Source organism: Streptomyces sp. DG2A-72 (assembly GCF_030499575.1).
Taxonomy (GTDB): Bacteria; Actinomycetota; Actinomycetes; order Streptomycetales; family Streptomycetaceae; genus Streptomyces.
The window spans coordinates 2,997,398-3,009,673 of the sequence record NZ_JASTLC010000001.1 but is presented as its reverse complement, the minus strand read 5'-3'; the positions used below and the strand labels follow the sequence as shown (position 1 = coordinate 3,009,673).

General features: G+C 68.5%; 10 protein-coding genes. 6 read left to right on the top strand and 4 right to left on the bottom strand.

Annotated elements, in window-relative coordinates:
* Nucleotides 1-404: 404 nt before the first annotated feature.
* The 3 genes from QQY66_RS14445 (at nt 405) to QQY66_RS14435 (ending at nt 3,485) form a co-directional block, all read left to right on the top strand.
* Nucleotides 405-1,547, top strand: coding sequence for a hypothetical protein (locus tag QQY66_RS14445; RefSeq protein WP_301979802.1), 1,143 nt, complete (start codon nt 405-407; stop codon nt 1,545-1,547).
* Nucleotides 1,548-1,741: 194 nt separating this feature from the next.
* Nucleotides 1,742-2,662 (top strand): sulfite exporter TauE/SafE family protein, encoded by a 921-nt coding sequence (locus tag QQY66_RS14440; RefSeq protein WP_301979801.1) that lies wholly within the window; start codon nt 1,742-1,744, stop codon nt 2,660-2,662.
* 166 nt (nt 2,663-2,828) lie between these two features.
* A complete protein-coding gene (locus QQY66_RS14435) occupies nt 2,829-3,485 on the top strand; it encodes a DUF4360 domain-containing protein (RefSeq protein ID WP_301979799.1) in 657 nt (218 codons plus the stop codon).
* 51 nt (nt 3,486-3,536) lie between these two features.
* Here the strand turns inward: QQY66_RS14435 and QQY66_RS14430 are convergent, their stop codons facing one another.
* The 3 genes from QQY66_RS14430 to QQY66_RS14420 all read right to left on the bottom strand — a co-directional run bounded on the left by QQY66_RS14430 (nt 3,537) and on the right by QQY66_RS14420 (nt 7,340).
* A complete protein-coding gene (locus tag QQY66_RS14430) occupies nt 3,537-5,672 on the bottom strand; it encodes a DUF4157 domain-containing protein (protein WP_301979798.1) in 2,136 nt (711 codons plus the stop codon).
* Between the two features lie 589 nt (nt 5,673-6,261).
* Nucleotides 6,262-6,513, bottom strand: a complete 252-nt coding sequence (locus QQY66_RS14425) for a DUF397 domain-containing protein (protein WP_301979796.1) — start codon at nt 6,511-6,513, stop codon at nt 6,262-6,264.
* The gene (locus tag QQY66_RS14420) at nt 6,510-7,340 is read right to left on the bottom strand and encodes a helix-turn-helix transcriptional regulator (RefSeq protein ID WP_301979794.1); all 831 of its coding nucleotides are present in this window, start codon (nt 7,338-7,340) and stop codon (nt 6,510-6,512) included. The genes QQY66_RS14425 and QQY66_RS14420 overlap by 4 nt, the downstream gene beginning before the upstream one ends.
* 128 nt (nt 7,341-7,468) lie before the next feature.
* Between QQY66_RS14420 and QQY66_RS14415 the strand changes: the two genes are divergently transcribed.
* The 3 genes from QQY66_RS14415 to QQY66_RS14405 all read left to right on the top strand — a co-directional run bounded on the left by QQY66_RS14415 (nt 7,469) and on the right by QQY66_RS14405 (nt 10,433).
* On the top strand, nt 7,469-7,972 hold the full coding sequence (locus tag QQY66_RS14415; RefSeq protein ID WP_301987312.1) for an ATP-binding protein: 504 nt from the start codon (nt 7,469-7,471) through the stop codon (nt 7,970-7,972).
* 74 nt (nt 7,973-8,046) lie between these two features.
* A complete protein-coding gene (locus tag QQY66_RS14410) occupies nt 8,047-9,015 on the top strand; it encodes an arabinan endo-1,5-alpha-L-arabinosidase (protein WP_301979792.1) in 969 nt (322 codons plus the stop codon).
* The gene (locus QQY66_RS14405) at nt 8,997-10,433 is read left to right on the top strand and encodes a family 43 glycosylhydrolase (protein ID WP_301979790.1); all 1,437 of its coding nucleotides are present in this window, start codon (nt 8,997-8,999) and stop codon (nt 10,431-10,433) included. Before QQY66_RS14410 ends, QQY66_RS14405 begins: the two co-directional genes overlap by 19 nt.
* A gap of 118 nt (nt 10,434-10,551) precedes the next feature.
* Here the strand turns inward: QQY66_RS14405 and QQY66_RS14400 are convergent, their stop codons facing one another.
* The gene (locus QQY66_RS14400; RefSeq protein ID WP_301979788.1) at nt 10,552-12,177 is read right to left on the bottom strand and encodes a histidinol-phosphate transaminase; all 1,626 of its coding nucleotides are present in this window, start codon (nt 12,175-12,177) and stop codon (nt 10,552-10,554) included.
* Between the last annotated feature and the right edge of the window lie 99 nt (nt 12,178-12,276).

Below are 12,276 nucleotides of genomic sequence, written 5' to 3'. Positions count from 1 at the left end.
GCTCATGTCCTGGGCTGTGGCGTTGGAACTCGTCCATCAGATCCGCCGCCTGCAGGGCCAGCGGCCGTTGTAGGCGTGGATGGCGAGCAGCCCGCCAGGACACGGGCAAGCGTGAGGCCGCCGAGCCCGGCGCCGATGATGGTGACGTCAGTGGTCATGGGGATTCCCTGCCTGTCGCATGTCTGCCGGAGGCGCACCCGGCAGGGCCTGGAAAGGTTCCAGGCCCTGCCGACAAGACGCTGACAGCGGCCGACATCGGACCGACAGCCCGATATGCGATCGCCCTCTGTTTGGCACAACCGTCCGGCGGGGCGAGCGGTCTCATGAGTGAGCAAGTGACCACGGGGGCGAAGTTGCAGGATCCACGCGGCACCCCCGTAGCCGGCAGACAACGGGGAGCAGTCATGAAGACAGGCACGTATCTCAAGATCGCGATCGTCACGGCCTTAACGGCGGCTACCGTGGCCGTCGCCCCGGCCGCGGTCTCAGCGGCGGACGGTGCGGCTCCCGCCGCGTCGGCCCCGGGCCAGGCCTCGGCTCCGGCCTGGCGCACCTCCCTGGCGGGGACGCTCTCGGACAACTCCGCGCTTTCCGACATCGCGTCGGCCGGTCCGAACGCCGCCTGGGCGGTGGGATCCCAGTATGTCGACGGCATCGGCAGCCAGGGCGTCATCCTGCGCTGGAACGGCAGGACCTGGCAGCAGCAGTCCACCCCCGGTGTGCCGGGGACCGGCGTGTGGTACGCCGTGGACGCGGTGTCGGCGCACGACGTCTGGGCGTACGGCTGGGGCCAGGACGGCGAGACCCTGGCCCACTACGACGGCAAGCGGTGGACGCAGATGCCGCTGCCTGCGGAGAAGGGCTACGGCTTCGCGAAGCTCGCCGCCGTCCCCGGCAAGGTCTGGCTGGTGAGCGACACCGCGATCAACTCCTACGCCCACGGCGTCTGGCAGAGCACGCCCCTCCCCACGGGCGTCCACATCAGCGCCATCGAAGCGCGGACCGCCCACGATGCCTGGGCGGTCGGGCAGTTCGCGTACGCCGGCCAGCCGGGCCGATCCGTGCTCCTGCACTGGGACGGCCGTTCGTGGACCGACACCGCGCCGGCCGGCAGCGATCTCACGATCACGTCCGTGTACCAGGAGTCCGCCCGCAGCGTCTGGGTCACCGCTCTCACCCCGTACGTCGAAGACGAACCGCAGCAGACCAAGGTGCTGCACTGGAACGGCCGCACCTGGCACGACGTCACCGGGCCGGTCGACGGGCTGTGGGCCAATGCCATCACCGGCGACGGCAAGGGCACCGTCTGGGTCTCGGGCGACCGCTACGGCTACGAGGGCACCGCCCTCTACTGGCGCCTGCGCGACGGCGTCTGGACCTCCGTCGAGGGCGACGCCGTCCCCGGTGGCGAAACCCAGGCGTACGACATCGAGGCCCTCGCGCCCACCGGCCGCACCGGACAGTTCTGGTCCGCCGGCGGCTACGGGCTCATCACCGGAGAGTCCACGTCCGCCCAGTACGAGCTGATCCAGCGTTCGACTCGCTGAACCCGCTCCTGGGCGGGCCAGGCACCGGCGCCCGGCTGGGCTTTCCCAGCCGGGCGTTTTCCTTGGGCGCAGTGCGGCACGGGAACAAGCCCAGAGGCTCTCAGCTTCTCCTCAGCTTGATGCCCTAGCATCCCCTCCTGTCTATCCCTACCAACCCGGTAGGAATCCTCGGGAAGACGGGACGGAGCGACCGCATGCGCACGCTGATATTGCTCGCCCTCGCGGGCCTCGGAGCCCAACTCGTGGACGGCAGCCTCGGCATGGCCTACGGCGTCACCTCCACCACCCTGCTGCTCGCCATGGGCACCAACCCGGCCGCGGCCTCCGCCACCGTCCACCTCGCCGAGATCGGTACGACGCTGATGTCGGGCGCCTCGCACTGGCGGTTCGGGAACGTGGACTGGAAGGTCGTCGCGAAGATCGGTGTGCCGGGGGCAGTTGGTGCCTTCCTGGGCGCGACGGTGTTGTCGAAGCTCTCGACCGAGGTCGCCGAGCCGGTGATGTCCCTGATCCTGCTCGGGCTCGGCCTGTACGTCATGTCCCGGTTCACCTTCCGCGGCGTGCCGAAGGGCCAGCTGGGCAAGCCACTGCGCAGGCGTTTCCTCACCCCGCTCGGCCTGGTCGCCGGGTTCCTGGACGCGACCGGCGGAGGTGGCTGGGGCCCGGTCGGTACGCCCGCCCTGCTGGCGAGCGGCCGAATGGAACCCCGCAAGGTCATCGGCTCGATCGACACCAGCGAGTTCCTGGTCGCGGTAGCCGCGAGCCTCGGCTTCCTCTTCTCGCTCGGCTCACAGGGCATCGACTTCGTGTGGGTGGCGGCCTTCCTGATCGGCGGCCTGGTCGCCGCGCCGATCGCCGCGTGGCTCGTGCGCCTGGTCCCGCCGCGGATCCTGGGCTCGGCGGTGGGCGGCGTGATCATCGTGACCAACGTCCGTACGCTGCTGAAGAGCGACTGGATCGGCGCGTCGCGCGGACTGAGCACTTCTCTGTACGTCGCCCTGTACGCGGTGTGGGCCGCGGCCCTGGCCTACTCGATCCGCGCGTACCGCCAGGAGAAGGCGGCGGAGACCGAGCAGGCCGAGGCGGAGTCGCAGCCGCAGCCGGTCAGTCCCTAGACTGCTCGCTCAACTGGGTTGTAAATGGCCGGAGTTCGCCCCTGACGGCCGTGCATGCGGCGCGTACGATGCGAACGCCTCTCGCCTTCACAGAAACCTCACAGTTTCTTCAAGAATCAACGAAGGCTGGAGGCACACAGCCACCCCCCAACTCTTTGGAGAGACCATGTCTCGTGGACTCCTGCTGAGCGGCGGCGCGCTGGCCGCTCTCCTCACGGCCACACTCCCCGCGCACGCGACCCAGTCCGCCTCCTTCGACGACCCGCCCACGGACAAGGTCGTCATCAAGGTCGCCACCGTGAACGGCTCGGGCTGCCCGCTGGGCACGGCCGCGGTGGCCGTCTCCGCGGACAACACCGCCTTCACCGTCACCTACAGCGACTACCTCGCCAAGGTCGGCGGCAACGCCGACCCCACGGCATTCCGCAAGAACTGCCAGCTCAACCTGATCGTCCACGTCCCCGGCGGCTTCACCTACGGCATCGCCAGCGCGGACTACCGGGGCTTCGCCTCGCTCCAGCGCGGCGCGACCGGCATGCAGAAGGCCTCGTACTACTTCCAGGGCTCGTCGAACACGACGTCCAAGACCCACACCTTCAGCGGCCTGTACAACGACAACTGGCAGGCCACGGACGAGACGGAGTACGCCCAGATCGTCTGGTCGCCCTGCGGTGTCGAGCGCAACTTCAACATCAACACGGAGCTGCGCGTGAGCGCGGGGACGTCGACACCGGGCAGCTCCAGCTTCATGACGATGGACTCGACCGACGGCGACATCAGCACGACCTACCACTTGGCCTGGAAGGAGTGCCCGGGTAAGTGACCTTGCGGGCGGCCCCAAGTGACCGCTGGGGCCGCCCGCCCGGTGGGGCTCTCAGCTCTTGTACGTGACATCGCCCCTGGTGATGGCCACCGACCAGGGCATCATGGCCTGCGGCCGGATGAAGTCCTTGAGGAGCATGTCGACCAGATCGTCACCCAACATCGCCTTCATCTTCCTGACCAGCGCATCGTGGCCGCCCTGTCCTTCGATACGGGTGATCTCGAGGACGCCGCGGGAGGCGAGGCCGGGAATGATGTGCGGTCCGGCCAGGATGTTGCCGCGCAGATGCTCCTTGTACCGGGCGACGGCACCCGGCGTGAGCTTCGCCTCCGGGCTCTTCGCGCCCGGGGTGCCCTCCATGTAGCGCATCTGACCGCCGATGAGCTCGCTGTCCGGATCGAAGCGCCGGACCTGGGTGTCGAACTTGACGCTTTTCGCGAACTGGCTCTCGAGTTCGTTCACGAGTCCGCGGTACTCGCCGTCGAGCCCCCTGTTTTTGAACGCGTCGTCGACCCACTTGCGCACCTTGGCGAGATCCATGATCGCCTGGGTCTGCTGGGGCCCGACCGACCCCGCGCCGTTTGCGAACGACTGCGAGAGGAACGTTGCGATGTTCTTCGCGAGCACGTCGAGGTGGGGGACCTGCGTCCAGATCCCCCGGATCGACGCCATGGCCTCCATCATCTTTCCCTCGGGGGAGTTGAACTTCGGGTCCTGGGGATGGAGGTCGTCCCGCTTGTACGACAGGAGGTTCCCCTCCGCGTCGGAGCGCAGCGTCGGGTACTCCTGATCCAGGAAGTCGTTCATCATGATCCAGCCGCTCTTGACCAGGCCGTCGATCGGCACTTCGATGCGCGCCGGACGGCCGGAACCCTCGGAGAATCGGGTGTTGCGAAACGCCGCGTTCTTCTTGCCGATGAAGAAGAACACGAATCCGTCGTTCGCCAGCTCCTGCTCGTCGAACTCCCCGGTGTTGTGGGCGTTCGCCTTCGACGGGTCGTCCTTGACGAGCTTCTGCTTCGACTTCATCTCGCCGGGCTCGCCGTTCTCGAAGATCGTGTTGATGCGCCCCTCGGAGGTGTAGTGGTGGAGGACCCTCTCGTTGAGTGCCGCCACCAACTTCTGCTCCACCTCCGTTTGCCAGTCCGCGCTGTTCGGGCCGCGCTCGATGGCCATGTCGTCCGTGTTCGTCTGTGACCTCGAGGCGACGAAGGCCCGGCCCCCTGTGGTGGTGGGTTCGTGGTTCCGCGAACGCGTCCAGAAGGAGCCCTTGTCGGTCATCGTGCGATAGGCCTCCGCGTCGTTCGCGCCGGTGGCCCAGTCCCTGAGGTCCGGAACGTGGTCCTCGATGTACCTGTTCGCGATGTGGTCCTTCACACCCGCCATAACGGCGAGGAACTGCTCCTGGCTGATTGCGGGCGGGGCGGGGTTACCGGGGTTCTGGCTCGTGGGCGGCGTCGTTCCGTCCGGCGTGCGCTGAACGGTCCCGGCCTTCTCGGCGCGCTGCACCGAGCGGTCACCCTCGTGGGCTCCGGCGTCGGAGGACGCCGTGGGCATCGGCCGGTTCAGCACGGCGTGGGCGTTGGCCTCGGCGGCACGCTCGAACCGGTCGTGCGGATCGGAGACCTTGAGCCCCGCACCGTTGTCGGACCCGGCGACGGGGCCGCTGCGTTGCTGGATGACGTGGGTCAGCTCATGGGCCAGCGTGTGCTTGTCGGCGCCGCCCGCGCCGAGCACCACGTGGTTGCCCGAGGTGTAGGCACGAGCGCCGATCTCGGCGGCCGAGGCCTTGGCCGCGGCGTCGGTGTGGAGCCGGACGTCGGAGAAGTCGGCGCCCAGCCGCGCCTCCATCTCCTGCTTGAGCGGCCCGCCGAACGGCCGGCCCCCAACGCCGAGCACATCGTGCACCGCGGAACGGCCCTGCACCGGCTCCGCCGGCCGGTGGCGGCGCTGCACCGGCTCCGCCTGCTCGTGCCCGCAGTCAGGACCGTGCTCGTGCCGCTCCTGCTCCACCATGCGGGAGACGGCGGCGTTGCCGACCGTGCGCTGCAGGGCGAGCAGTGGAGCCGGGGGCATTCCGCCGACGGCGGGCGAGTTCTGGCTCTGCGGGAGCGGGCTCTTGGCGGGTGGAGCTGCCGTACGGGCTCGCTCCGCGCCCCTCGTCACGTCGTGATCGTGGGCCTGCATGGTTGCGCATCCCTCCTGGCTCCCGCTGAGTCCCGGCAACTCGGCCGAGACATCCCTCTGGACCGTTCCTACGCGGCCCGATCGAGCAGGGCAAGAAGCTTGAGGGCACAGTGCGGTGCACGAACGGGGTACCTCCGGTACCCGTCAAGTCCCGGCTCGGGAGACGTGCGCAGACCACCGGTGCTGCGCGGACCATTGACTCGGGAGCGATCTGTGGGGTCCATGGGGTGAGTGTTCGTCAAGTTGCTTGCCGGACATGCCGTTTCGATTCGATCCAGGTCTAAGCGGTGTGCGGCTGCGGGCTCATGGGGCACAGGCTGGTCCGTGTACGCGGTACGACGTCGCGTACGCACCCAACGGGGAAGGAAGACCCTCATGAAACTGTCCCGCGCCGGCCGCCGGCCGCCGACTGCGCTGGGTGAGGCCGCTGGCCGACGGTGACCAGGAGACGGTCGCCCACCTCGCGCGTGTGTTACGGCAGTACTTAGCCACCGCGCTGGCCCCTTGGTGGGGACGCGTCCTCACCCGCTTCGACTCGGTCGCGGACCATGGCGTGACGACGACCGAACTCGCCCACGACGCGGGGATCTCACCGGCCACGGCCAGCCACGTGCGCGATGAACTCCGTCCAGGTGGTGGGGGAGAGGGTGAGTTGCGGGCCGCGATTGTTCTTCGAGTCGCGTACGTGGATGGTGGCGGGGGTGAGGGCGACCTCGACGCAGTCGCCGTCGCCGCCGCTGCTGTAGCTGGACTTGTGCCAGGAGAGGGCTACTTCGAGGCAATCGTCGCCGGATGCGCTGCTGTAACTGCTCTTGAACCAGGTCATCTCGGACGTGCTCATAGGTCTCCTCGCATCCGCTGCAACAGGCTCATGGAGTCCTTCGGGGTGAGAGCCTGTGAACGCATCCTGGCATACCGGCTCTGGAGCACGCTGACCAGTTTCCGGTCGGAGATCAACTGCCCGCTCTCCTGCCCCTCGCAGTAGGCGAACCACTGGTTGTCCGGGGTTTCCAGAAGCCGCATGGGGCCCTGAAGCCCGGCGTGCGACTCCTGCACGAGGGGCATGATCTGGATCTCGACGTTCCGCAGCTGGGCGATCTCCTGTACGTGATCGATGAGCGCGCGCGTCACGTCCACCCCGCCGGTGCGTCGAAGGAACAGGTGCTCTTCGAGGATGAAGCTGAACGCCGTGTTCGGCCGCTCCCGCAACAGTCGCTGTCGCTCCGCCCGTGCTGCCCACCGTTCCTCAATCTGCGAGTCGTCCAGCGGCGGCAACTGGTCGGCGGCCAATGCCTGCACGTAGTCCTTCGTCTGCAGTAGACCGGGAACCATCCGGGATTCGTACGTGCACAGTGTGATCGCGGTCGTCTCCAGTCGCGCCCACCGCCGAAACCACGCCGCCAACCCCGGCTGCGGAGCCAAATGCTTGGCCGCGTTCCGCACGGCCCCCGTATTGCCGAGCACCGGCTCCGACCGCTCCGCGAACTCCGGATCCGGCATCCGCCGCCCCAACTCCACCGAAGCCACGGTGTGTTTGGACAGCCCCACCCGCTCCCCGAACTCCTCCCGGCTCAGCCCCGCATGCTCCCGCAACGCCTGCACCACCGCCCCGAACGTCCGCAGACTGTCCGACGCCTCCGGCTCACCGCCACCCACCGCATCGACCACTGTCGGTCACCTCCCGCGCACATGGTCACGGTCGGTCACGCGTACTGTCCAGCCCGTAACCGCGTACGCTCCCGCACCGTACGCGCCGCCGGCCTGGTGAACTGCCCCGCAGGACCGCCAGATTGAGCATGCACGCACCGCTCACCCCCCAACCCCCGGTTACCGTACGTACGTTCACCCTGCGCCTCAGTGCCACCCCACGCGGCGCCCGTCTCGCCCGGCACCTCGCCCTGAACCAGCTCCACACCTGGGGCATCCCGTACGGCAGTGACGCCTCGGAGGCGGTCGCTGTGATCGTCGCCGAACTGGCGGCCAACGCGGTGACCCACGGCCGGGTCCCCGGGCGGGACTTCGAGCTGCGGCTGTCGCTGCCGACGGGGAGCATCCGGGTCGAGGTCAGTGACACCCGTACCGAACCCGGCCTCCCGAAGCCGGGCGACGTACCGCCTCCGTGTCTCCTCGGTGAACACGGCCGCGGACTCGTCCTCGTCGAGGCGCTGGCCGACCGGTGGGAGGTGCTGGACCGGGACCCTCCCGGCAAGACCGTCCTTGCGGAGGTGGACCTGCCGGGATGGCTGGCCCGTTTCGGTGGGCGTGGGTCGTCGACTTCTGCGACGTGCGCGGGTCATTGACGCGCAAGTGATTCGATTCTACGGTCCGTCCGAAGTGACGATCGTTGTTCGAGATGCAGAACAGGAGCGTTCACGTGAGCCGCACCAAAACCGCCCTTCTCGCCCTCCCCGCCGCCGCCCTGCTGGCCCTCATCCCGTCCAGCGCGTCGGCCTACCCCAACCCCGGTACCGTCACCGGCTCCATCGTCACCCACGACCCGACGATGATCCGCACGTCGTCCGGCCAGTACCTGCTGTACGCCACCGGCGGCGGCATCGCCAGCAAGACGTCCGGCAACCGCACCGCCTTCAGTGCGGGCGCGGACGCGTTCTCGTCGCGGCCGAGTTGGTGGTCGTCGTACTCCTCCGTGCCGGAGGCCTGGGCGCCGGACATCTCGTACCACGGTGGCAAGTACCTGCTGTACTACTCCGTCTCGAAGTTCGGCTCGAACACCTCGGCCATCGGGCTCGCCACCTCCAGCACCGGCCGGCCGGGCAGCTGGAGCGACCAGGGGACCGTCTACACCTCCGGCTCGTCCAGCGACTACAACGCCATCGACCCGAACCTCTTCGTCGACAGCGACGGCAAGTGGTGGCTGTCCTTCGGCAGTTGGTGGACGGGGATCAAGATGATCCAGGTCAATCCGTCCACCGGTAAGCAGCTGTCGAGCAACACCACTCGGTACTCGCTCGCCTCCCGCCCCACCGGGACCAAGGCCGTCGAAGCGCCCTACATCGTCAAGCGGGGGAGCTACTACTACCTCTTCGCCTCGTACGACACCTGCTGCGCCGGCACCAGTTCGACGTACAAGGTCAAGGTCGGCCGTGCCACCAGCGTCACCGGGCCGTACTACGACAAGAACGGCGTGGCGATGATGAACAACGGTGGGACGCCCGTGCTGGAGTCGCACGGCCGGTACATCGGACCCGGCGGGCAGTCGATCATGAACGATGCCGACGGGGACCTGATCGTCTACCACTACTACGACGGCCAGGACAACGGCAGGCCCAAACTCGGCATCAACCTACTGAACTGGAGCAGCGGATGGCCCGTCGCCTACTGACCCTGCTGGCCGCGCTGGTCATCCTGCTGGGGCTGGGACAGTCCTCCGCGAGCGCGGCCTCCTTCACCAATCCGGTCAAGGCGCAGAAGGGCGCCGACCCCTGGATCTCGTACCACAACGGCAACTACTACATGGTGGCGACGAGTTGGACCGACGTCATCACCATGCGCAAGTCCACGACCCTGGCGGGGCTCGCTTCCGCGCCCAGCGTGGAGGTGTGGAAGGGCGACGCGCCGAACCGCTGCTGCAACATCTGGGCGCCGGAGATCCACTTCATCAACGGCCGCTGGTATCTGTACTACGTCGCCGGCCAGAACGTCTCCGACTACAACCCGACCCAACGCACTCACGTCCTGGAGAGCGCAGGGTCCGACCCCATGGGCCCGTACACCTACCGCAACCAGCTCAACTCGGCCTGGATGCTGGACGCGACGGTCGCCACGATCAACGGCAGCCTGTACTTGTTCGGCAGCGCGAGCGGAGGAGGCACCCAGAACCTGGTGGCCGCCCGCATGTCCAACCCCTACACCCTCGCCACCGGCTTCTCCACCATCTCCACTCCCACCAACTCCTGGGAGAGGTCCGGCGGTACGGTGAACGAGGGCCCGGAGATCCTGCAGCGCAACGGCCGGACCTACCTCATCTACTCGGCGAGCGGCTGCTGGACCCCCGACTACAAACTAGGCCAGCTCACCCTCACCGGCTCCAACCCGCTCTCCGCGTCCTCCTGGACCAAGAAGTCCACGCCCGTCTTCCAGCGCAATGACGCGGCAGGCGTCTACGGCCCCGGACACAACGGCTTCTTCACGTCCCCCGACGGCACCGAGAACTGGATCGTCTACCACGCCAACGACGCCGCGAGCGATGGCTGCGACAACGGGCGCACAGCCCGCGCCCAGAAATTCACCTGGAACTCCGACGGCACCCCGAACTTCGGCACACCGGCACGCCTCGGCGCGAGCATGACCGGCCCGTCGGGAGAGCCGGCCTCCGCCTCCACGACGTACACCCTCTCGAACCGCAACAGTGGTAAGTGCCTTGAGGTGGCCGGGGGTTCGACGGCCGACGGGGCCAATGTCCAGCAGTGGACGTGCAGCGGCGGCAACAACCAGAAGTGGCGGCTCGAAGACCTGGGCGACGACACCCACCGCCTGGTCAACGTCGCCACCGGCAAGGCCCTCGACACCGAGAACTGCTCCTCCGCCGACGGCGCCGACCTACGCCAGTGGTCGTGGCTGAACAACACCTGCCAACGGTTCCGCTTCGTGGCGACAGACGGCGGCTACGTCAGGATCGTCAACCAGGCAACGGGCAAGGTGGCCGAAGCGACGAACTGCGGAACGGCGGACGGGACGGACGTACGCCAGTGGAGCTGGCTGGGCAACAACTGCCAACAGTGGCGTCTGAACTCCGGGTAGTGCATCGCCCCGTAAGGGGCGCGGGGCTGTATCAATTTGCGGCTCCGCCGCGCGGGCGCGACAAGCCACAACGAACCGTCAGTCGCCCAAGCACCCGCACCCCTACGGCGAAAGGGCGCTACCCGGCCTGCCCCGCCGCACTCGGCCAACTCCCGGCATTGGGCCACCCAGTGGCCGGCGCCGGGGTCAGCCCATTGGTTCCCCGCACCTGGGCGGCGGTGAGCCCACCCCGGGCCGGAACTCCCGGCGGGGTGGGGCCCGTCGGCTGGGCCGCCGACGCGGCAGCGGCCGGGAACTGCGCGGGGACGGGCTGGGGCGCGGGGATGGGTTGGGGCGCCGGGATCGGCGTCGGCGCAGGCGGAGGCACTGGCGCCGCCGGAGGCACCGGCTGAGGATACGCCTGCGCGGCAACCGGCTGCGGGTAGGACTGCGCCGAAGCCGCCGCCGGCATCGGCATAGGCATCGGCGTCGGCATTCCGGCTTGCCCCGGAGCCGCCATGCCGCCGGAGGCCATCGCCGCAAGACCCTGCACACCCGCCCCGTTGGTCTGCCCCACCAGCCGGTCCACCGCCGCCGTACCCGAGCTGTAGTTGGTCCCTGTATCCAGCTCGGGCACGGCGGCTCCCCTCCTGGTCCCGTAGAGCACCTGTTCCAGGCCGGACACCAGGCGACGCACGTCGACCTGAGGGCGCACCACGAGTCGCAGGAAGCGGCTGGACGAACCGATCTTGTTGCCGCACTCGCGGACCAGGATCCGGTGCTCGGTGAGCAGCCGGTCCCGGACCACGGTGCCTTCGGCGCCCACGGGGAGGCGCACGAAGAGGAAGTTGCCCTGGGAGGGGTAGACCGTGAGGCCGGGCAGGGCGGAGAGCTGGCTGGCCATGTCCAGGCGGTCGCGGCGCACCTGGTGCAGGCTCTGCGCGTACTCCTGGCCGTGGTTCTTCAGCATGAACACCACGTGCTCGGCGAAGGCGTTGAGGTTCCACTTCGGCAGCATCGAGCGGACCCGGCCCGCGAGCGCCGGGTTGGCGACCAGATAGCCGAACCGTATGCCGTGCAGTCCGAAGTTCTTGCCGAGGCTGCGCAGGACGATGACGTTCGGGCGGAGCATCGCCTCGTGGACGACCGACGGCTCCTGCTCGGCGTCCGCGAACTCCAGGAAGGACTCGTCGATGACGACCAGATCCCGGTCGGCCATCGCGTCCATGAACTGCACCAGCGCGTGCTTGTGCAGATAACCGCCGTCGGGGTTGTTCGGGTTGCAGATGACGGCGACGCGGGTGCCGCGGGCCCGGATGAACTCGGCGTACTGCGCGAGGTCGAGGGCGAAGCCGCTGGACTCCTGGAGCGGGAACATGTCGACCCGCTTGCCGGTCTCCATCGGCTGGTCGGTCCAGCGGCCGAAGGTGGGGACGGGGATGGCGAGGGACTCACGCACCATCAGGTGGTCGATCCAGGTGATCAGCTCGGTCGAGCCGTTGCCCATCGCGACGGCCTGCGGCGGGAGTTGGAGGAGGTTGCACAGCTCGGCCGTGATGGTGTCGGCGCTGCTGGGGTAGTACGTGATGATGTCGCGCAACCGGCCTGCCATGTCGTCGAACATGGCGGGCGTGGGGAAGTACGGGTTGCACGGGATACAGAAGTCGATCGGACCGGCTCCGTCGCCGCCCTCGCGGGTCAGCGCCGCCATCGACGGGCTGTGCGCCGCCGTGCTGCGGAACAGCGAGGTGACGTTCTCAGCCATGGAACCTCCGTATGGGGCGGACCCGGTGGGGACGACCGGGTCCGTCGTCTTTGGGCGGCCCGCGCGGGGGAGCGCGGGCCGCCCTTAGATACGGATGCC

Bases quoted from the DNA above. Each gene is read 5' to 3' on its own strand.
- QQY66_RS14445 (WP_301979802.1), top strand. From the start codon at position 405: ATGAAGACAGGCACGTATCTCAAGATCGCGATCGTCACGGCCTTAACG.
- QQY66_RS14440 (WP_301979801.1), top strand. From the start codon at position 1,742: ATGCGCACGCTGATATTGCTCGCCCTCGCGGGCCTCGGAGCCCAACTC.
- QQY66_RS14435 (WP_301979799.1), top strand. From the start codon at position 2,829: ATGTCTCGTGGACTCCTGCTGAGCGGCGGCGCGCTGGCCGCTCTCCTC.
- QQY66_RS14430 (WP_301979798.1), bottom strand. From the start codon at position 5,672: ATGCAGGCCCACGATCACGACGTGACGAGGGGCGCGGAGCGAGCCCGT.
- QQY66_RS14425 (WP_301979796.1), bottom strand. From the start codon at position 6,513: ATGAGCACGTCCGAGATGACCTGGTTCAAGAGCAGTTACAGCAGCGCA.
- QQY66_RS14415 (WP_301987312.1), top strand. From the start codon at position 7,469: ATGCACGCACCGCTCACCCCCCAACCCCCGGTTACCGTACGTACGTTC.
- QQY66_RS14405 (WP_301979790.1), top strand. From the start codon at position 8,997: ATGGCCCGTCGCCTACTGACCCTGCTGGCCGCGCTGGTCATCCTGCTG.
- QQY66_RS14400 (WP_301979788.1), bottom strand. From the start codon at position 12,177: ATGGCTGAGAACGTCACCTCGCTGTTCCGCAGCACGGCGGCGCACAGC.